The sequence below is a fragment of the Mucilaginibacter tolerans genome, from assembly GCF_030519375.1.
In the GTDB taxonomy this organism is placed as follows: Bacteria; Bacteroidota; Bacteroidia; order Sphingobacteriales; family Sphingobacteriaceae; genus Mucilaginibacter.
In genome coordinates this window covers 55,198-75,389 of record NZ_JAUMKB010000021.1, presented here as the reverse complement: position 1 = coordinate 75,389, position 20,192 = coordinate 55,198, and the positions used below count along the sequence as shown (strand labels likewise).

22 protein-coding genes are annotated in these 20,192 nt (G+C 45.5%); 9 read left to right on the top strand and 13 right to left on the bottom strand.

The genetic code is table 11. The features are described from left to right. Positions 1-942 (top strand): PIG-L family deacetylase (locus Q3A68_RS20945; protein ID WP_302903090.1); only part of this gene is annotated, 942 nt, incomplete at its 5' end. 62 nt (positions 943-1,004) lie between these two features. Here the strand turns inward: Q3A68_RS20945 and Q3A68_RS20940 are convergent. Then, positions 1,005-1,634, bottom strand: coding sequence for an MEDS domain-containing protein (locus tag Q3A68_RS20940; RefSeq protein WP_302903089.1), 630 nt, complete (start codon positions 1,632-1,634; stop codon positions 1,005-1,007). Between the two features lie 220 nt (positions 1,635-1,854). Between Q3A68_RS20940 and Q3A68_RS20935 the strand changes: the two genes are divergently transcribed. Next, the gene (locus Q3A68_RS20935; RefSeq protein ID WP_302903088.1) at positions 1,855-2,397 is read left to right on the top strand and encodes a cupin domain-containing protein; all 543 of its coding nucleotides are present in this window, start codon (positions 1,855-1,857) and stop codon (positions 2,395-2,397) included. Positions 2,398-2,451: 54 nt separating this feature from the next. Here Q3A68_RS20935 and Q3A68_RS20930 read toward each other — a convergent pair whose 3' ends face one another. The 3 genes from Q3A68_RS20930 to Q3A68_RS20920 all read right to left on the bottom strand — a co-directional run bounded on the left by Q3A68_RS20930 (position 2,452) and on the right by Q3A68_RS20920 (position 3,811). Next, the gene (locus Q3A68_RS20930; RefSeq protein ID WP_302903087.1) at positions 2,452-2,607 is read right to left on the bottom strand and encodes a hypothetical protein; all 156 of its coding nucleotides are present in this window, start codon (positions 2,605-2,607) and stop codon (positions 2,452-2,454) included. Continuing rightward, entirely contained in the window at positions 2,607-3,539 is a 933-nt protein-coding gene (locus tag Q3A68_RS20925; protein ID WP_302903086.1) for a glycoside hydrolase family 16 protein, read from the bottom strand. Before Q3A68_RS20925 ends, Q3A68_RS20930 begins: the two co-directional genes overlap by 1 nt. Positions 3,540-3,616: 77 nt before the next feature. Further along, the gene (locus tag Q3A68_RS20920; protein WP_302903085.1) at positions 3,617-3,811 is read right to left on the bottom strand and encodes a hypothetical protein; all 195 of its coding nucleotides are present in this window, start codon (positions 3,809-3,811) and stop codon (positions 3,617-3,619) included. Positions 3,812-4,038: 227 nt separating this feature from the next. On the opposite strand from Q3A68_RS20920, the gene Q3A68_RS20915 reads away from it, so the two are divergent. From Q3A68_RS20915 to Q3A68_RS20905, 3 genes are all read left to right on the top strand, one after another. After that, positions 4,039-4,704: a PKD domain-containing protein gene (locus tag Q3A68_RS20915; RefSeq protein WP_302903084.1), complete on the top strand. Its 666-nt coding sequence runs from the start codon at positions 4,039-4,041 to the stop codon at positions 4,702-4,704. Between the two features lie 569 nt (positions 4,705-5,273). Beyond that, positions 5,274-5,705 (top strand): hypothetical protein, encoded by a 432-nt coding sequence (locus Q3A68_RS20910; RefSeq protein WP_302903083.1) that lies wholly within the window; start codon positions 5,274-5,276, stop codon positions 5,703-5,705. Between the two features lie 9 nt (positions 5,706-5,714). Next, positions 5,715-6,380: a Type 1 glutamine amidotransferase-like domain-containing protein gene (locus Q3A68_RS20905; RefSeq protein WP_302903082.1), complete on the top strand. Its 666-nt coding sequence runs from the start codon at positions 5,715-5,717 to the stop codon at positions 6,378-6,380. 45 nt (positions 6,381-6,425) lie between these two features. Here Q3A68_RS20905 and Q3A68_RS20900 read toward each other — a convergent pair whose 3' ends face one another. Beyond that, the gene (locus Q3A68_RS20900; RefSeq protein WP_302903081.1) at positions 6,426-6,794 is read right to left on the bottom strand and encodes a response regulator; all 369 of its coding nucleotides are present in this window, start codon (positions 6,792-6,794) and stop codon (positions 6,426-6,428) included. Between the two features lie 260 nt (positions 6,795-7,054). On the opposite strand from Q3A68_RS20900, the gene Q3A68_RS20895 reads away from it, so the two are divergent. Both Q3A68_RS20895 and Q3A68_RS20890 read left to right on the top strand, forming a co-directional pair. Then, the gene (locus Q3A68_RS20895; protein ID WP_302903080.1) at positions 7,055-7,450 is read left to right on the top strand and encodes a hypothetical protein; all 396 of its coding nucleotides are present in this window, start codon (positions 7,055-7,057) and stop codon (positions 7,448-7,450) included. Continuing rightward, a complete protein-coding gene (locus Q3A68_RS20890) occupies positions 7,447-7,662 on the top strand; it encodes a helix-turn-helix transcriptional regulator (protein ID WP_302903079.1) in 216 nt (71 codons plus the stop codon). The genes Q3A68_RS20895 and Q3A68_RS20890 overlap by 4 nt, the downstream gene beginning before the upstream one ends. A gap of 329 nt (positions 7,663-7,991) precedes the next feature. On the opposite strand, the gene ftcD is transcribed toward Q3A68_RS20890, so the two are convergent. From ftcD to Q3A68_RS20860, 6 genes are all read right to left on the bottom strand, one after another. Continuing rightward, complete coding sequence (gene ftcD, locus Q3A68_RS20885; RefSeq protein ID WP_302903078.1) at positions 7,992-9,674, bottom strand: glutamate formimidoyltransferase; 1,683 nt, start codon at positions 9,672-9,674, stop codon at positions 7,992-7,994. Between the two features lie 124 nt (positions 9,675-9,798). Further along, positions 9,799-11,028, bottom strand: a complete 1,230-nt coding sequence (gene hutI, locus Q3A68_RS20880) for an imidazolonepropionase (protein WP_302903077.1) — start codon at positions 11,026-11,028, stop codon at positions 9,799-9,801. A gap of 208 nt (positions 11,029-11,236) precedes the next feature. After that, complete coding sequence (gene hutU, locus Q3A68_RS20875; protein WP_302903076.1) at positions 11,237-12,910, bottom strand: urocanate hydratase; 1,674 nt, start codon at positions 12,908-12,910, stop codon at positions 11,237-11,239. After that, a complete protein-coding gene (gene hutH, locus Q3A68_RS20870; protein WP_302903075.1) occupies positions 12,885-14,447 on the bottom strand; it encodes a histidine ammonia-lyase in 1,563 nt (520 codons plus the stop codon). Before hutH ends, hutU begins: the two co-directional genes overlap by 26 nt. Further along, positions 14,431-14,946 (bottom strand): MarR family winged helix-turn-helix transcriptional regulator, encoded by a 516-nt coding sequence (locus Q3A68_RS20865; protein WP_302903074.1) that lies wholly within the window; start codon positions 14,944-14,946, stop codon positions 14,431-14,433. Before Q3A68_RS20865 ends, hutH begins: the two co-directional genes overlap by 17 nt. A 218-nt stretch (positions 14,947-15,164) precedes the next feature. Further along, complete coding sequence (locus Q3A68_RS20860; protein ID WP_302903073.1) at positions 15,165-15,488, bottom strand: hypothetical protein; 324 nt, start codon at positions 15,486-15,488, stop codon at positions 15,165-15,167. Positions 15,489-15,764: 276 nt separating this feature from the next. Between Q3A68_RS20860 and Q3A68_RS20855 the strand changes: the two genes are divergently transcribed. Together Q3A68_RS20855 and Q3A68_RS20850 are read left to right on the top strand one after the other, a co-directional pair. Continuing rightward, positions 15,765-16,841 carry a hypothetical protein gene (locus Q3A68_RS20855; protein WP_302903072.1) on the top strand — a complete coding sequence of 359 codons (1,077 nt, stop codon included), beginning with the start codon at positions 15,765-15,767 and terminating at the stop codon, positions 16,839-16,841. Then, the gene (locus Q3A68_RS20850) at positions 16,831-18,315 is read left to right on the top strand and encodes an MBOAT family O-acyltransferase (protein ID WP_302903071.1); all 1,485 of its coding nucleotides are present in this window, start codon (positions 16,831-16,833) and stop codon (positions 18,313-18,315) included. Before Q3A68_RS20855 ends, Q3A68_RS20850 begins: the two co-directional genes overlap by 11 nt. Positions 18,316-18,337: 22 nt before the next feature. Here the strand turns inward: Q3A68_RS20850 and Q3A68_RS20845 are convergent, their stop codons facing one another. Next, positions 18,338-19,591 carry a rhodanese-like domain-containing protein gene (locus tag Q3A68_RS20845; protein ID WP_302903070.1) on the bottom strand — a complete coding sequence of 418 codons (1,254 nt, stop codon included), beginning with the start codon at positions 19,589-19,591 and terminating at the stop codon, positions 18,338-18,340. 94 nt (positions 19,592-19,685) lie between these two features. Beyond that, complete coding sequence (locus tag Q3A68_RS20840) at positions 19,686-20,192, bottom strand: hypothetical protein (RefSeq protein ID WP_302903069.1); 507 nt, start codon at positions 20,190-20,192, stop codon at positions 19,686-19,688.

Below are 20,192 nucleotides of genomic sequence, written 5' to 3'. Positions count from 1 at the left end.
AACCAGATACAGCATACCATTACCGGCTGGCCGGGAGGAAAACCCAATGCAGATGACTCACAACGTCCAGAAAGGGCCTTGCCTGCCAAAAAACGTTCCATCATCTTCTCCCCGCACCCGGATGATGATGTGATCTCGATGGGTGGAACCTTCATCCGCCTGGTAGACCAGGGACATGATGTGCATGTGGCCTACCAAACCTCGGGGAATACCGCCGTATGGGATGATGATGTACTGCGTTACATGGAGTTTGCCATCGACTTTAACCAGAGCATAGGCGATGATAACTCGCATCTGAAAAAACTGTATGAAGATATGCGTACCTTCTTTGCCCAGAAACAACCCAACCAGATCGATACACTGGAGATCAGGGATGTAAAAGGTTTTATCCGGAAAACAGAGGCCATCTCCGGAGCACGATATGCAGGACTGGATGACGACCATATCCACTTCCAGGCATTGCCGTTTTATGAGACCGGCAAAACACAAAAGAGCCCGGTAACAGAAAAGGATGTGCAGTTAACCATGGAGCTATTACAAAAAATAAAACCGCAGCAGGTATTCGTGGCAGGCGACTTTGCCGATCCGCATGGTACGCACTTAGTTTGCTTTAACATTGTCATAGCCGCCTTAAGAAAACTCAGAGCAACCGAGGACTGGGTAAAAGACTGCTGGGTATGGATGTACCGCGGCGCATGGAAAGAGTTTGAAACTTACGAAATCGAAATGGCCGTGCCGTTATCACCACAGGAAGTACTCAGAAAACGTAATGCCATCTTCAAACACCAGTCGCAGAAAGACAGGGCGGTGTTCCCGGGTGATGATGCAAGGGAGTTCTGGGTAAGGGCCGAAGACCGTAACCGGGAAACGGCTCAGGCTTATGACCGGCTGGGATTGGCTGAATACCAGGCGATGGAGGCATTTGTGAGATTCCATTTTTAACATTATACGTTTGCCAACTATAGATCGTAGAGACGCAATGCGTAGCGTCTCTACACTAGTTCTCAATTCGTATTTTTATAAAGCACGTGCGTGAGCGACTGCTGGTTACCATCGATCATTTTGCTATGGCAGCCACAGATATCATCTATCGATTGGTTGATATCGTGCGTGAACCCGCTTTTAGGATAGGCACAGAACAGGCAAAACGATTGCTTTTCGCAAAAGCGGTTCCATAAATACTCCAGGTTCACAGTTGCACCGGCATTGCCCTGCGCCCACAAAACCGCCACCATTTCGCCAAAAGCTCGAACCCGGCGTTGTTTCAAACCAGCCTTATCTATCAGTTTCGATACGGTTTTGATAAACAGCTCCTCATTGGGCCAGCCATCCACCATAAATTTCGCAAGCGTTTCTTCGGCATCCACGGCAATAAAGCGGTCGTCATCAATCAAACTGTCTACTTTAATGCCAAAACTTTCGAGTTTGTCCTTTAAAGCATGCAGGTGCACGGCGGTGGCAATTACAATTACGCACTCCCCGGCATTTATACCCCCGCCTACAAAACCCGACAGTGAGTCCAGAAAAACATCCTGGTTCTCATAAATTTGTACCACATGATCACATGGGGCTATTTCGGCCCAAAATATATCTGCGCGGCTCTTCTTCCAATACGTATCAGTAGGATAAATCATGCTATATTCTTTGGTTTATTTATGTTGGCAATAATTCGATCACATAACTTAGCAATAAACGAGCCATCATGTTACAACCACATGAAACACAAAGAGCTACGCACAGTTATTTAAACCGTACTGCTATTTTAAACGGAATTGATTTAGGATACCTATTTATATAGATGTACCTTGCATTCAAGGCTTTATTACCCAAAAGGTATTTAATCATCAACAACCCATGGAAAAGAGAACTTTTGTTAACCCCGCAATTAATGATTCTGCTACGTTTATAAAAACTTCCGCAGAAACCAATGGCGCATATACGCTTATGGAAATAGATTTGGGTAAGAGCAACGGCCCTCCGTTACATTATCATAATGCCTTTTCCGAAAAATTTGAAGTGAAAGAAGGAGTTTTATACATGCAGGTGGGGAAAAATAAAAGGACCCTTAATGTTGGGGATTCAGTCCTTGTTCCGGCCGGAACCAATCACCGGTTCTATAACGAAACAAACGATATGGTGAAATTTCACATCACCCTTGAACCCGGGCATGCCGGAATGGAAAACTTTATAAAAATAATGTACGGACTTGCCGAAGATGGTTTTTCGGATAAAAATGGTAAGCCCAATAACTTCGCCCATCTTGCCGTGGTATTAATCATGTCGGATTCAAATGCCAGTGGCTGGATGTCATTGCTTTCGCTGATTGTTCGCCGATCAGCTAAACGGGCTAAAAAGAATGGGACGGAGAAATGGCTCCTGGATAGATATTGCAGGTGATCAGTTTGTATTTATTTTACCCAGACCAGTGCTTTATCATAATTTCATTCTCCATCAATGGTGATTTTGTTCGTTCGTTTGCTGAGCAGGAATGTGGTGAGACAAGGCGAACAGGTATTCAACAGCAGCATTTGCACACTTAGCCCAGCCCGCCATACTCACGCCAGTTGGCGGGTATAGCATAGGCCTATCAACCTTTAGTAAGATCATTATTTTGAAGTGAACACCTTCACATAGTCAACATACATTGTGCCGCATTGTATGTCAGCCGGATTCAGATGCTTGTCGTAAAACCAGCCTCCTACAGGTACATTTAGCGAAACATACTGTGATGTACCAAAAAGGTTATTTATGTGCCCGCCTGCGCCAACTGTGGTTTTCATTTCAACCAGGTTTCCGTCGAGGTAGGAGTTAAGTGAATTTTGCGTCCACTCCATGACGTACACGTGGTAACAAGAGGCCAGGTCGCTGCTGGTAGGATTGTATAAAAGACTTCCAGAAACTAAACTATGACCGGGCGTTGTACCATAGGCATAGTCGGTCGAATACATTTTGGTGGTATTACCCTGTGCTTCAACGCAGTCGATCTCGCCGGTTGTGGGCCATACTCCGTTACCGTAGGTCCAGAACAACGAAGTAACCCCATAGCCCGTGGCTACCTTTATCCTTGCAACCAGGCGAACCTTTGGTGTTGTACTATTTGCCGAAAAAGACTGCTTTGTGCTGAGCCAGGCCGAAGTAAAATCAAACGATGCAGTAGTATCATTATTTACTGTTTTCGGGCCGCTAACCGTCTCACGTTTCGCTGTTATTTGCAAAACTCCATTTACTATTTGGGCGTTTGCTGCTTCATTACACTGTAATTCGCCGTGTAAACCGCCTACCAGGACATACCAGTTTGAAAGATCCCCTGTAAACTCATCATCAAAAGCTTTTGTCCAGCCGTGATTAGTCAGGCTGGTGTCGCTAACATCAAAATCACACGTTGCTGTAGTTGTTTGCGGGTTTATTTTCGTAGTGCTAATAGGTCCGTTAGTACTATTTTTAATGTCGACACCGCCATCGTTCAGATTATGGCAACCGCCGAGAGCTACCAACCCGCTGATAGCCATCGTGAAATAAAGTTTGGTTTGGACTAACATGATAATTTTATTTAATTTTTTAAACGAACTATCAGGTAGCTGTATAGCTATACATCTAACAATCATGCCACAAAATATTATCGCTTACGGCATAGCTGCGGACTCTGGCAGGACACCCCGTGCCACACTCCCTGAACATTTTTAAGTGGGGTAATATTTCCCACAATTTTCGCATTCAACTCCTTCACATCAGATCCTGCCGGAGGTTGGAAGTTGGAAGAAGGATGGGAAAGCCGGATGGAGGAAGTGGGGTTTGCTTGCCGATTTTGCATAGTTCGCGATTGCTTAGTCACCGCATCAGACCGTTTCCCGCAATGACAGGATGGTTATTTTGTTCGTTTGCTGATCAGGGATTTGGTGGGACAGGGTGAACAGGTAGTCACGACCCTTTACGCTTGGCCGGACCCGTCATACCCGCGCCAGTTAAGGGGAATTGAAGTTACTTCCCGCGTTAAGAATATCAGTTTTTAGATTTAATTAAATTTGCTACTTTTAGAAAATGAATAAAACCTTATTAATCTTATCACTTTTTTGTATTGTATTCTTTTCCTGCAAAAAAACTGTCACTTCACCAACTCCGCAAGCCAAACCGAAAGTATTTGCTTTGCTGCTGGATACCATATATGAGCACGAGTTTGTCTTTCCCCGAATAATTGATACCACAGGTAGTAAAAGTGAAACTTATAGATGGGATTGGGGAGACAATACAACTGATACCGGTTTGCACGCAAGACATGAGTATTTAGCAGAAGGAAATTATACTATTAAGCTGACAACTAATGGCGGCAGCACATCAAAAAAAGTTTTCGTTTATCCAGGATCGGGAAGTGTTGAGTTTGTAAATGCATCCTCTGAGCCGATTACAAAAATAGTGGTCAACTCCGAATCACAAACGGATGCACATCCTGTTGGAACACTGCTACCCGGTGCCAGAACAGGGACAATTTTTATTACTCAACTACCCCTATTTACTCAATGCGTAATAAGCGGGTACGTTGGGGACACAACAAAGAAAACTGTGTTTTTTAAATGGGGTGAAAGCTATCTGCACCCATACTACCACGATGTATTTACCATCAACGACCATAGTATAGTATTTTTCCGTGATAGTTATGGCAACTTCCAAGGTACTAACCTTTCTAATTGGATGAACTTTAGTTTTTAACAACAGTTTGGGTCTCGTACATCGTTAAGTGATCTTTACCTCGCTGTCCGAAATCTCTTATTCGGATGCAATATACCAGTAGTTTGCAACTACTCCATGGCAGCGCGAGTATGTGAATGGGTAGGACAAGGTGAACATGGCATGAATTCATAAACCATGTCATTGCGAGGATACGAAGCAACCGCGTACTATACAGGGCGAAGATGCACAGTTCGCAATTGCTTCCTCACCGCATCAGGCCGTTTCTCGCAATGACAGGGTGGTGGTTTTGTTCGTTCGTTTGTTAAGTGGTGCAGGTTGGTTCAAACCAAACACTTTAAAAAAAGCGTCATTGCGAGGAACGAAGCAATCTCCAGACTATGCAAGTCAAATGCGCACGAATACCTTTCCGTCCGCCCTGTACAGTTCGGAGATTGCATCTTCACCGCTCAGGCCGTTCATCGCAATGACGCCCCGGTAAAGTGTTTCACTCTGTTCGTTTACCGCCCGCTTAGCGAACGAACGAACAAAACGCGTGAAGGATTTTAAGCGGAATTAGTTACCTTTAAAATTATTTAAACCATATCCACATGATTAAAAAAGGTACCTGGAAAGGGCTGTATAAGTATAATAATAAAATCCACCACGAATTAAGACGTGAAGGGACCAAATTTGAGATCTCTATTATAGAGATAAATAATGATCACTTTGCCGGCACCGTTCAGGATGACCTCGCAACCGGAGGGACAGAAGGCATAGGAGAAATTACTGGTCATGTAACCGGGAATGAAGTGTATTTTGTAAAGCAAATGCCCATAATGACAACGCTGAATCCGATAAACGGAGCCCGGAAAACATTTAACAAAAAACATCCGAATATTTATTACACAGGTACGTTTTCGGATGATGGGAAATCAATTAGCGGGCAATGGAGATTTAAAGCTGGTTTTACTTTAGTGGGACTATTGTTAATTATCGGTCTTGCGAACAAAGGGACGTGGACAATGACACTAACGGAATAAGCATAAATTATGAAGCTTCTTCTCACTTCCGCCGGTATCAGTAATGGGAGCATTCGCCAGGCGCTGATTGAACTCCTCGGCAAACCTATCGCCGGGGCGAGCGCCCTCTTTGTCCCTACCGCAATATACGCCTACCCCAACGGTGGCGACATTGCACGAAGGGTGATCTGCGGATCATTAGGCGACCCTTTCTGCGAATTGGGGTGGAAGTCGCTGGGAGTGCTGGAGCTTACTGCTCTGCCCAGCGTCAGGCAAGAGCTTTGGGTGCCTATGCTACAGGAGACCGACGCCCTGCTGTTTGGTGGCGGCGACTGCCAATACCTGACTTACTGGATGCAGCAATCCGGACTGGCAGACCTGTTGCCCTCGCTGCTGCGCAAGACGGTATACGTAGGCCTGAGCGCCGGAAGTATGATCATGACCCGTTATGGTACCACCTACGGGCACCATACGCTGCCACCAGAAAGCGACAAATCGCTGGGCTTGGTTGATTTTGCCCTGCACCCGCATCTGGATCACGAGTGGTTCCCTAAGAATTCCATGGCTAACCTGGAAAAGCTGGCCGCTACGGTACCGGTACCATCCTACCTGATCGACGATCAGACGGCTATTAAAGTGGTAGATGGCAACGTCGAAGTTATCTCGGAGGGGCATTGGAAGTTGTTTACCCCGTGAGATGAACAATTCCACGTATAATCCCAAATACCGCCACTAAATTGCCTATACCCGCCTGTTTAAAAATCTTTTTACGGTTGCCTCCAGTGTTGGCAGGTCGAAGGGTTTGGATAGGACGCCGTCCCAACCATGATGATTCTTTTCAAGCATAGATTTAGGGAAGCCTGAGATCATGATAACAGGGACATGAAAAGTACCGGGGTTGCTTTTTAATTGATGGCAAATTTTGTCGCCATTTCCTTCGGGCATTTTATAGTCCAGCAATATCAGGTCGGGCTGATATTTATTGTAGGCCTCAAATATGTCGTCCACTTTGCCCAGAGTGGATACGATGTAATCACGGGGTTCAAAAAACACTTTGAGCATTAAGCGGATGTCTTCATCGTCATCGATGATCAGTAAGCGTTTTTGCATAGGTCAGGAAGGTTAAATGGGGAATGTCTATGCTTAACAACAGCGGTGATTTGCGATTGTTTGGGGCACATAGTCAATGGTCAATAGTAAGCTATCGTAATCAAATCCATGGACTATCGACCATGGGCTATGGACTCGTACCCACATAAAACGTACAACCTCTCGGCTATTCAAATAGCTACTATTATAGACTTTTTGTCTACTTTGCTTGACATTATGAAATGTTTACTTATCTTTGCCTTAATTAAACATTAAAGATTATGGAACAATCCAAAAAATCCCTAAACCAACAGTCTATTATCTTTGCGCTCATTTACGGAGCCACTTATTTGCCGGCATCATGGCTGTTAAAGCATAAGGTAGCCGGGCAGTCGGTTTCGGTAATTATTGCGCTGGTGCCAGTTATTACTTTCGCCATTTTTATTTATAAATACATCAAAGCCATTTCGGCAATGGACGAAGTGAAGCAACGGGTGCAATTGGAAGCCGTTGTAATCGGCTTTTCGTTGACGGCCATGTTGCTGATGCTCCTGTTTTTGCTGGAGCTGTGCGGCATATCCAACCCAGGCTGGTTCGGCTATGGATTCATGGTGGGCTATTGCTGGCTGTTTTATATTATTGGTTGGTTAATTTCGAAAAGGAAATACGGCGTATGAAAAACACCATAAAGGTTGAACGCGCTAAAAAAAACTGGACACAAGCGGACCTTGCAAAACACATCGGGATATCGAGGCAGGGTCTAAATTCTATCGAAACTGGGAAATTTATCCCATCCACGTTGCTTGCCTTGCGGATGGCGAAGGTTTTTGGCACCACGGTGGAGGAGTTGTTTCAATTGGAGGTTGATGAGGATGGGCCTGGCGAATAGGTTATACGTAGTACGTGATGACGCCCCCGTAATGTGTTCACTTTGTTCGTTTACCACCCGCTTAGCGAACGAACAAAACGCGTGAAGGATAGTAGCGGATACCTGCCCGTGGCCAATGCCTGAGCAGTATGATCCCGATAGGCATCGGGACAAGTCTCCTAGCCTGACCCGCAGGGCCATGCCCAAAGATATGTAGTAGTACCCCACGCACCGCACTTCGACAGGCTCAGTGTGACACCCTTTAGTCCATAGTTGATAGTCCATAGACCATGGTAGACTATTGCAATGAAATCCATGGACTATCGACCAATGACTAATGACTAATGACCTTACCCAATCTTCCCGTTCACTAGCGCGATGATCTCTGCTTCACGGTCGATGGCCATTTGCTGGAGGGCTTCGCCTTCGTTGAGGATCTCTTGCAAGTAGGTTTTGTCGTTGTAGCCGGTGGCGTTTACTTTCACATTCATGAAGGCGCCTAACACAGCGGTGCGGGCACACAACGCGGCCACGCCGGCGTCGGTTACCGAATTGGGGTTGCCCGTTTCGGCCATCGCCCTGATCACTTCCATGCTCTGGTATGCGGCCTTCATCACCTGGAAAGGCACCTCGATGGCCAGTTTGGTGGCCTGCTGTATGGCTTCGGTGCGTGCGGTCTTCTCCTCGTCGGTGGCTTTGGGCAGGGCAAATGCCGTCATGATCTGGTTAAAGGCGAGGGTATCCTGGTCCACCAGTCGGACTAACTCGTTTTTAAAATGCTGACCGCGTTCGGCCCAGCCGCTGAACTCCTTCCAGCGGTCGTCCCAACCCCGTTTATGCGACGACAGGTTGGCAACCATAGCCGCCAGCGACGCACCAAGCGCACCCACATAAGCTGAGATGGATCCACCACCCGGTGCCGGGCTCTCGCTGGCCGTTTCGTCGGCAAAGTCGGCGAGGCTCATGCCGATAAGCTTGCTGCCAGCCTTGTCTTTTAAAAGATATTCTATTATCCGTTCTTCAGGGTGGAAGGGCGCCAGTTCATCCAGTCCCATTGATTTGATGGCGATGCGGATAAGTTCCTTCTCGCTGACCCCCGTCGACCGCTGTTGCTTGGCCAAAAAATACCGTCCTGCATCCAGCATGGATTTGAGGGGGATGAGGCCCACCAATTCGCTGCCGGTTACACGGATACCGCGCTCGTTGGCTTTGATGCACACCTCGTCGAACGCTTTGTGCACGGGCGTTACCTCGATATTGGTGAGGTTCATGGAAATCTGCGCGATGCCATACTCCTCGATATACCAGCCAATAGCCTTTACCGATTTAAGCGAACCGGGGATAGAGCGCGGTTTGCCTTTTGCATCAGTAATTATTTTACCTGTTACCGGATCGCCCTCACGCATTACTCGACCTGCTTCCCTCACATCAAAAGCGATGGAATTAGCACGACGTACCGAGGTAGTATTGAGGTTGACGTTATAAGCGACAAGGAAATCGCGCGCACCGATAACCGTTGCCCCACGCCTGGCATCAAACTCCGTCGGACCGAAGTCGGGCTTCCACTCCGGTTGTTTTATTTTCTTAAAAAATCCTTCATACTCTCCCGCACGGATCACCGACAGGTTGCTTCTGCTATTATCGGGCTGGGCATATTCATACAGGTAAACAGGTAGATTTAATTCTGTTCCTACGCGTTCCGCCAACCGCTTTGCATACTCCGCCGTCTCCTCCATGCTGATGTTACTGATGGGTATCAGCGGACAAACATCGGTAGCACCCATGCGGGGATGCTCGCCGGTATGTTTGCTCATGTCGATCACTTCACCTGCTTTTTTTATAGCCTGGTAAGCCGCTTCGATTACCCGCTCTGGTTCGCCCACAAAGGTTACCACGGTGCGGTTGGTGGCTTTGCCGGGATCAACATTCAGCAGTCGCACACCCTCCACAGCTTCCACCGCATCGGTGATCTGCTTGATGATATGCGGGTCGCGGCCTTCACTGAAATTGGGAACACATTCTATGAGTTGCATGTTGGTTTATTTGTCAATAGTCAATAGTCAATGGCGATTTGTTCGTTGATGTTGTTGATAGAAAACGAACGAACACCTTATCCTCGCAATGACGGTTTTTTTATATTCTTATCCTTTTAATCATTCAAATCAACTGTTCAGATGCTTTCCAAACCTTATCCGGTTTCAGCCTTCCCTGGTGATACAGTATTTCCCTGTAATCAGCACATGGGTAGGCTTGCATGTCGGCCAGTTTACCTGTTTCTAACACGCCACGATCGTACAAATTTAGTGCTTTGGCAGCGCGGAAGGTTAGGGCTGCAAAAGTTTCGGCGGTGGTTAGCTTTTCGTAGGCGCTTAGTACCGATGCTTGCAGCAGCAGATCGCCCATTGGAGCCGAGCCGGGGTTCCAGTCACTGGCGATGGCCAGGCACGCCCCTGCGTTTAATAATTTTCGCGCAGGGGCAAAACCCATACCCAAACCTAAGGATGCGCCCGGCAATGCAACTGCAACCGTTTCGGAAGCAGCTAATCGTTTAATTTCTTGTTCTCCGCTGGCCTCGAGATGATCGGCAGATACGGCACCGACAGTCACCGCTACCTCACTGCCGCCCGTGCTGAACTGGTCGGCATGAACGGTGATATCAAAGCCCATTTTCTTAGCCACCTCCAGATAGCAGGCAGCATCGGCGGTGCTGAAAGCGCCGTCTTCAATAAATATATCTACCCGGTTAGCCAGGTTCTCTTGTTTTATTTTGGGAAGAAGTTTGTTCAATATCAACTCCAAATATTCTTCTACGGGACCATTAAAGTCTTTTGGTAAAATGTGGGTAGCAAGGCAGGTTGGGATCAGATCGGCTCTGACGTTATCAGCCGCTATTTTGATAGCCTCCAATTGTTTTAGTTCCTGTTCAATGCTCAATCCATATCCAGTTTTCACTTCGATAGTAGTCACGCCATTTCTCAAATGTCTCTTTACTCTATCGACCAGGAAACCCGCCAATAAATATTTACTCGCGGCTCTGGTTTGAGTCACCGAATCCCAAATACCACCACCTGATCTGGCAATTTCGAGATAGCTTTTACCTGCTATTCGCAGGGCATAATCTTTTGCCCGGCTACCTGCAAAGCATAGGTGTGTATGGCAGTCTATAAAGCCGGGAAGTAAAATATGGTCGCCTTGTATTTCTTCGATTTCAGCTTGAGGGTTTGATTTTCTTAGGGTCCCAAAATCTCCGACTTCTGCTATTAATCCATTTTCAGTCAATATGCCACCTTGCGGGATGATCTGTAAAGCATCATCCGCAATGGGTTCTTTTACCGGTAATCCCGATAAAGGAAGTATTTGTGTAAATGGACCGATGAGTTTTTTCATCTTCTTTTAAATATTTTTTGTTCGCGTTGTTTCATTGTACTTGTTACAAAAAGAACGAACGAACACCTTACCATCACGTCATTGCGAGGGACGAAGCAATCCCCGATTTGCAGAGCGGCTAATGCAGGTTCTACACCTCTTTATTTGCTCTGTATAGTTTGGGATTGCTTCGTCGCTCACTCCTCGCAATGACGGTTCGATTAATCAACTATATCTTCAACCCAAACTTCTCTGCTGTCTCCTCCGCTTGTTCATACCCCGCATCAACATGACGGAATATGCCCATTGCCGGATCATTGTATAATACCCGCTTCAGGCACCTTGCTGCGCGTTCTGTGCCGTCAGCTACTACTACCATACCTGCATGCTGCGAGTAACCCATCCCTACCCCGCCACCGTGATGGAACGATACCCAGGTTGCTCCGCCTGAGGTGTTCGACATCAGGTTGAGCAGCGGCCAGTCGGATACGGCGTCTGAACCGTCTTTCATGGCTTCGGTTTCGCGGTTTGGCGATGCTACTGAACCGCAATCCAGGTGATCACGACCGATAACGATAGGGCCTTTTACTTTGCCGCTTGCTACCAGTTCATTAAATATCAATCCTGCCTTCTCGCGCTCTCCCATGCCCAGCCAGCATATACGTGCCGGCAAGCCTTGAAAAGCGATCCTCTTTTGGGCTTTATAAAGCCAGTTGATCAAATGTTTATTTTCTGGAAAAGCCTCCATTAATGCACGGTCTGTAGTATAAATATCTTCGGGATTACCGGATAATGCAACCCAGCGGAACGGCCCCTTTCCTTCGCAAAACAGCGGACGGATATAAGCAGGTGTAAAACCAGGAAAGTCAAATGCGGCAAGCTCGCCACCCTGACGGGCAAACTCGCGCAGGTTATTTCCATAATCAAAAGTAACGGCGCCCATAGCCTGCAAATCGAGCATAAACCCAACGTGGCGCGCCATGCTTTTAAGGGAAAGGCGTTTGTATTCCTCCGGATCACTTCTGCGTAGCACTGCTGCCAGGGTGAGCGACAAACCGTTAGGCACATAGCCATTCAGTGGATCGTGGGCCGAGGTTTGGTCTGTAAGCACGTGCGGCACTATATTATCCTTTATCAGGCGCTCCAGCATATCGCCGGCATCACTTACCAGTCCTACCGATAATTCTTCGCCCAATTCCATCGCATCTTTTACCCATTCTATGGCTTCCTCGTAAGAGTGGGTCATCCGGTCGATGTATTTGGTATCTACACGCTTTTGGATGCGCGACTCATCTACATCGGCGCCAAGGAACACAGCTCCGGCCATAGTTGCTGCCAATGGCTGAGCGCCACCCATTCCGCCTAATCCGGCACTAACGATGAGCTTACCCTTCAAATCATTATTAAAATGCTGGCGACCGCATTCTGCAAAGGTCTCATAAGTACCTTGTAAAATACCTTGGGTACCGATGTATATCCAGCTACCGGCAGTCATCTGGCCAAACATCATCAGGCCTTTGGCTCGTAGCTCGTTAAAATGCTCCCAGGTGGCCCATGCAGGCACCAGGTTACTGTTAGCAATGAGCACACGCGGCGCTTCAGGGTGACTGCGTATAATACCAACCGGCTTACCTGATTGGATCAGTAAGGAATGCTCCTCATCCAGTTCAAGCAGTAGTTCGATGATCTTCCTTAGCGATTCCTGGTTTCGCGCGGCCTGACCTATACCGCCGTATACTACCAGTTCATCCGGATTTTCGGCTACCTGGCCATCGAGGTTGTTGAGCAGCATGCGTAAGGGTGCTTCGGTTTGCCAGCTTTTGGCGTGCAACTGCATTCCTCTCGGTGCTTTGTAAACCGGGTGGTTGGCGTAGGTTTTAATAAATTCTGAACTCGTCATCATTATCCAGTTTTATGTCGTTTTTCTCGGCAATGGTATTCACTATTTTGAGTAATGAACCCTCGCAGATAATTTTATGTAATTGTTTGATGTCGTCGGCAAAAATGCGGTCGTCATTAATAAAAGGCACATGCTCGCGTACGTAGTTGTGGCAGGCTTCCAGTACCGGGGTCGATTTTAATGGTCGGCGGAAGTCCATTGCCTGCACAGCATATAACAGTTCGATGGCCTGAATGTATTCGATATTATCTAACACCTGGTGCAGCTTTCGCCCGCTTATGGAGCCCATTGAAACGTGGTCCTCCTGGCCCAAAGATGTCGGTACGCTATCGGCACTTGCGGGGAAGCATAGTGTTTTATTCTCCGTTACCAATGCAGCTGTAGTATATTGTGGGATCATCAAGCCTGAATTCAGACCTGCATCCGGGGTCAATAATTTTGGCAGGCCATACCGCCCTTCACTCATCAGGTAGCAACGGCGATCAGCTATATTGCCTATCTCAGCAGCAGCCACCGTTGCATAGTCCAACGGCAATGCCAATGGCTGACCGTGGAAGTTTCCACCGCTTATGGTATCGTCAGCATTAAAAATAATCGGGTTATCGGTTACAGAGTTCAGCTCGATCTCGGTTAATTCTTTCAGATGCAGCCAGGCATTTCGAGAAGCGCCGTGTACTTGTGGGATGCAACGTAAAGAATACGGATCCTGCACACGGTCGCAATCCACGTGGGAGTTTAATATCTCCGAATGTTCCAATAAAATAAATAAACGATGTGCTACAAACCGGGTTCCTTTAAAAGGACGGATATTGTGCAGACGTGGATCGAATGGCCTTGCTGATCCCATCAACCCTTCTAACGACATTGCCCCAATAATATCAGCCGTTTGCAAAACCTGATGCAGGCGTTTAACCGCTTTAACGGCAAATGATAAAATAAACTGTGTTCCATTGATCAATGCCAGGCCTTCTTTAGGGCCAAGAACAATCGGCTCTAATCGATACTTTTTCAACATTTCTGCTGCGGGTATGATGTTACCTTTCTCTTCTACTTCTCCCATGCCGATCAAAGGCAAAAAGAGGTGCGCTAACGGAGCTAAATCACCAGATGCACCTACTGAACCCTTCTCTGGAACAACCGGGATAATATCATTATCAATATGCCAGATGATGCGCTCGATGGTTTTCATCGAGATACCCGAATAACCCTGCGCCAGTGCATGCACTTTAGTGATCAGCATCAGTTTAGCAATTTCGGTCGGGATGGGTTTGCCTACACCTACGCTATGACTTTTAAGCAGGTTATATTGAAGGGTACAGGTATCCTTCTCAGGAATATGGGTATTACAAAGCGGTCCAAAACCAGTATTGATACCATAAACCGGGATTTCTCTTTCAACAATCTTCCCCACCTCCAGCCATGATGCACGGATATTGGCGTGAGCAGCAGGAGCAATGATCCCCTTTACCTTACCCGAGGCAATATCGAGGCAGGTGCCAATAGTTAAATGCCCGGTACCATAGTTAAAGGACTTTTCCATGATCGGCAGGTTTTAAGGTGGATAACTTTTCACTTATTTTCTCCGACAGGCTTATCGAACGGAATTTATTCTCCAATGCAGTAATAGCAGGTAACAAATGCTCACATTCGGCCTCACTATTTGTAAGCTCTTCCATGGTCTGACTCAAGGCTTCCCAAATCGGCAGGATACGATCTAACAATGCATGACCTGCCTTGGTGAGCTGCACCAACTGCCGGCGACCGTCATCTGCACTCGTCGTGGTTTTTATCAATTTTCTATTCTTCAAATTAGCAACCAGCTGGCTTGCTGCCGGATGAGATACGCCTATGGTATCACTTAGTTCCTTAATGGACAATGTGCCGTTGTTCAATAACAGGTAAAACACCGGGAACCAGCTGGCATCAAACTCAATGCCAACTGACTGGTAGGTTTTGTTTATTTCAGATAAAAAAGACTCACTCAAACGCCTTAAACGGCTGCCCAAAACAAGGTAACCAAGGCTCTCATAGAAATTCATTGTGCAATTTATATAAGTGCTTATATAATTGCAAATTTTTGGATGGGAATTTGTTTGATTATATGGTTGGAAAGGTTGTAGTGGTTGTAATAGTTGATCCAAGTTAACCCACCCAATCAACTTGTTCGCTTTGTTTCATAGTACATTAGATTAAAAAACGAACGAACAGGGGTTGGTTGGACAACATCTACAACCACTACAACTTATTTCAACTTGATCTAGGGCTTATAATCGCTAACCGATATCACTTTAGAATAACCTGAATCTATTTTCAAGATCACTTTATGCACTTCATAAGCGCCATAAGCATCATTACCCTGGTACGAAGCATACAGCGACCAACCCTTTATGTGTTTACTTTTTGAGGTGATATCCAAAACAGAGTCTACTTTCCCAAACGTGATCGTCTTAAAATCGCCTTTTCCGGATAATGCGGAATCAAGGTAATGGTGTGCAATGTCTTCTGCCTTTTTTTGGTTTGACCGGCGATCCAAATGACAGGAGCAGATCAAAACAGTGGCTATAAGGAATACTCGTTTCATTTGTGACAAGCTTTAAGAAACCAAGATAAAGATATTTTGATTACTAGTTATTCTATTAAATATAGGGTTCATATGCACCGATGAATAATAATTATTATTCATTCTAAAATATATTTGATTTTAACGTTTAAATCCCTAATTTAGAACATCTTATTATATCTTATATAAATTTTAATGCCCCCTTATTCCCCCTAAATTAATAGAAGGCTATTGTTTAATGGCATTTAGCGGGATTTTATTGTTACTAATATTTTTTGGAACCTTAATTTCTTAGCTATGCGAACTAATGTATCTGGCAAGTCGGCCATTCTGGCCGTAGTCATTGTCCTCATTTTCTTTGTTTCGTTGGAACTTTACCTGCGGCATGCAGGCGGTTTTGTTGGCTATGATGATGGCCCTGAGTTATGGGCACATAGCCGTGATATGGCTTACGAACCATCCGACAAAGCAGTTGTCTTTACCGGATCATCGCGCATTAAGTATGATCTGGACATTCCAACATGGGAGAAACTCACCGGCACTCATGCTGTCCAGTTAGCTATGGTGGCATCGTCACCCAGGCTCTTTTTAACCGATCTGGCTAATGACCCCAACTTTAAAGGTAAGTTGATTGTGGATGTGACCGAAGTATTGTTCTTCAGTCATCGCGGTACCTCTTATCCTGAACAATTTGTATCCTATTATCACAAACGCACGCCTGCACAAAAGGCGAGTTTTGTATTAGACAAACCTTTAGAGGCACACCTGGTATTTTTAAATGAAGGCCATTATGCTATTAACGCGCTATTAGGTCGATTACATGTAAAAGATCGCCCCGGAGTATACCCATTCCTCGATTTTCCATCGGGTTTCGACCGGACAATGTACAACAGGCAATGTATGATGACGCCTGAATTTGTAGCTGACACCAACCAGCAAAACCAGGTGAAAGCTATCTGGGGACTGTTGAAAAATGATCCTACACCACCTATGAATGGGAAAGACCTTGACTCCACAATGTTGTCGGTAAAGAATGATGTGAACAAGATCAGGGCAAGAGGCGGCGATGTACTGTTTGTACGAACCCCGTCAACTGGCTTCTTCTGGGGGGCCGAGCAACATCTGTTCCCCCGAAAATTGTATTGGGACAGGTTACTCACCGAAACGGGCTGCAAAGGAATCTTTTTTTCGGATTATCCTGATATGGCTAAACTCGATTGCCCCGAGCTCTCGCACTTAAGCCCGGCTGGTGCAATTGTCTATACCAGGAGCCTTGTCCAGGCACTCGAAAAAGAAAAAGGCTGGGCTTTTAACCAACCATCTCAAACCGCATCTAACCTAACAAATCAAAACTTATCACGCCATGGTTTTTAACTCATACACCTTCGTCGCTTTTTTCGCTATTATGCTGTTATTGCATAATCTTCCGATATCATGGAGAGCAAAAAAGATAAACCTCCTGATAGCCAGTTACCTGTTCTATGCAGCCTGGAACCCGCCATTTATTCTGCTATTGTGGCTATCAACTGTGGTGGATTTCTTTGTCGGCAGGGCATTGTATACCCAGCCGAATATCCACAAACGTCGCCTGCTTCTGGTGATCAGCTTAATAGGCAACCTCGGCATGCTGTGCTTCTTTAAATATGGTGGCTTTATTCTGGAAAACTTCGTTCACCTGACCAACTTGTTAGGCATTGATTTCCATCCGGCTAAGCCTAGTATCATATTGCCTGCCGGTATCTCCTTTTACACTTTTACAACGCTGTGCTATACTATAGATATGTATAAAAAGAAGAGCGAACCTGTAAAATCAATGCTCGATTTTGCTTTGTTTGTAACCTTCTTCCCACACCTTGTGGCGGGCCCAATTGTTCGTCCTCCGCAACTGGTACCACAGTTTGAAACGCCACGCAAAGCAACTAAACAGCAATTGTTGGATGGGCTGATGCTTTTAACGCTTGGCTTATTCATGAAGGTGGTTTGTGCCGATACCTTGCTTTCGGCTACTGCTGATACGGTTTTTGGTGCAGGGAGACCGATGGGGCCGCTTGATGCCTGGGCGGGTGTGCTTGCCTTTTCCGGGCAGATATTTTTTGATTTTGCGGGGTATTCCATTTCAGCTATAGGCGTTGCCTTGTGTTTAGGATTTATTCTGCCGCAGAACTTCTTGTGCCCCTATGGCGCTGTCGGGTTCTCCGATTTCTGGCGCAGATGGCATATTACCCTTTCTTTATGGCTACGTGATTATTTGTATATCCCGCTGGGCGGCAATCGGAAAGGAAAATTTCGCACTTATATTAACCTGATGATCACTATGCTCATCGGTGGTTTATGGCACGGTGCTAATTGGACATTTGTGGCCTGGGGTGGCTTGCACGGCTTATATTTATGGATAGAGAAAGCTATTCGCGATAGCCGTTCTAAAGTATCAAATGTACCTTCTGAAGATGTCCCCAAACCCTTTATTGCTACGGCATCTTTCGGACCACCATTGATCGGTAAAAAATCAGCCAGCTTCGTTTACGCGTTGCTCACTTTTATATTGGTCTGTATCACATGGGTATTTTTTCGCTCAACAACTTTTAGTGGCGCCGGGCTGCTCCTGGCCTCTATGGCCGGCCGCCTTGCACCTGCTGGCCCTCCATTATTATTAACTATGGATATTATTAAGGTATTTGTAGTGATCGGCATTATGCTGATCGTTCATTGGTCGATGCGGAATACAACTTTTTTAAAGACCGTGGTAAAGATGCCATGGTGGGCAGTGAGTGTTGTATGGGCAGGGATGCTGATACTGATCATTTTGAGCCAGGGAACGAGTAAGGCGTTTATTTACTTTCAGTTTTAAACAAGAAGTATTACTCGTCCAATTAGTATAACCCGACGTGATCAACTAAAATGCCGGCAGCATCGGTATTGCTCTCGACATTTGCCGATTCCCATACGGCTGAATACAGGCCGTTATAAAGCAAGTAAACATTGCTGTAGCCTTCAGAGGTAAGTTGTCTGCAAATGTCAGTCAAATCAGGGTTGGATGGGCCCTGCGTTGGTTTTGCTGCAGATGAAAATCCCCCATAAATCAAAATGGGAGTCTTTTTATCTTTTCTTTTTAAATAAGTTACCAGGTGAGCAGGCGTAAAATTAACAGCATTTTTAATATGCCCTAAATTGTGCCAGGACTGTTCCGCTTTGTTCCCAAACTCCTTTTCGGGGCGCAGGTCTGCAATAACCAAATCAGAGTGTTGGTTAACCAGATCTATCGTCTCTCTGACACCAATAATTTTAAAGGCTGGTGTGCCAATCATTAATTCACTACGAAGTTTTGATGAGGACAGTGTATTCACTAAAAAGCCGTTAAAGCCTTCAAAAAGTACATTAACATTTTTAAATCCTGCTTTAGAGAGTTTCGCGGCGGCCTGCATCGCATCTGCCCCCGAAAGATCATACAGCAATATAGGATGTTCTTTATACTCATTTAAGTTAGCTATTTCCTTATCAATCGTGCTTAATGGCACATTAATAGCTCTTTTTATCCTGCCGATGTTATTATACCCGGCGCTATCGTTTCCATTGAATTGAGCGGCAGGCCGCACATCAATAATCACATTGCCCTTGTGCCAGATAAATACGACTGCATCATCCGCACCAATTAATTTATAAGGCAGATTTGAGGCGTATAATGATGATTTACATGGAAAATCTGCAATAGTGGTTCTATTTATCTGGGTCATACCACCGTTTAAACTATAGACATTTTTAAATCCACTATCTGCCAAAAGCTTGCTAACAACACGGCTGCGCTGACTATGCGAACAGTAGATCAGTATGGGCCTGTCTTTATAAGCTTTTAGATCGTTGAAGCGTGTGCTGACCGAATCAATAGAGATGTTTACCGAACCTTTTAACCTACCGATACTATAGACGATATTTTGACTACTATCCTTATACTCGCCCGGCGATCTAACATCCAATAACATCAGATCAGGGTTGTTGGCCAGAAGCTTGCACGCTTCTTTAAAGTATATTGCTTTGTAATTTGTATTATCAAAACGTTGATTTAACTGTGCCTTTGCTGTAAAATAAAGCGTACAGCAAATGGTAAGGCCCATAATTTTTGCTTTCATAATTACCCTGATTTGTCAAAAGAATACCTTAGGATTTATAGATAAATATAAGTCTAATTGAGCAATTGCTTCTATTATACTCTCCATCAAATATTTAAAACTTCTTCCTCACATAAGTAAAATCATACGAGACAGTAACTGTTTTACCGTCATCATTATTTACACCCTGGTATTGACGTACGGTATTTTTGTCGATATTATAAAATTTAAAATTGCCTGTTACCGGTTTATTGTTGGCTGTCGCCTCGTAAGTAAAGTGCATTACGCTGTCTTTATAAATGCCGTTAAGGTATCGTTGCGGTCCACCACCTGTGCCTATCCAGTCCTGTTCCCATTTGCCAGTTGCCGGATTATAGTAGTTAATGCTTTTGCCGGTACTTCCTTTCACTGATGTCCAATTTTCCAATATGCCACAACCTCCTGATATACTTTCTACTATACTATGACCCACAAGTGTCGTAGTTCCGGTTTGATACACATCCCATTCTCCTATCCAGAAATCAAAATCATGTGAATGAGGTTCAGTAGAGCAGGATTGCGATTGCTGTGCAAAGGCATGCACGCCTGCTATGATCAATAACATGGTGACAAGTGTTTTCAT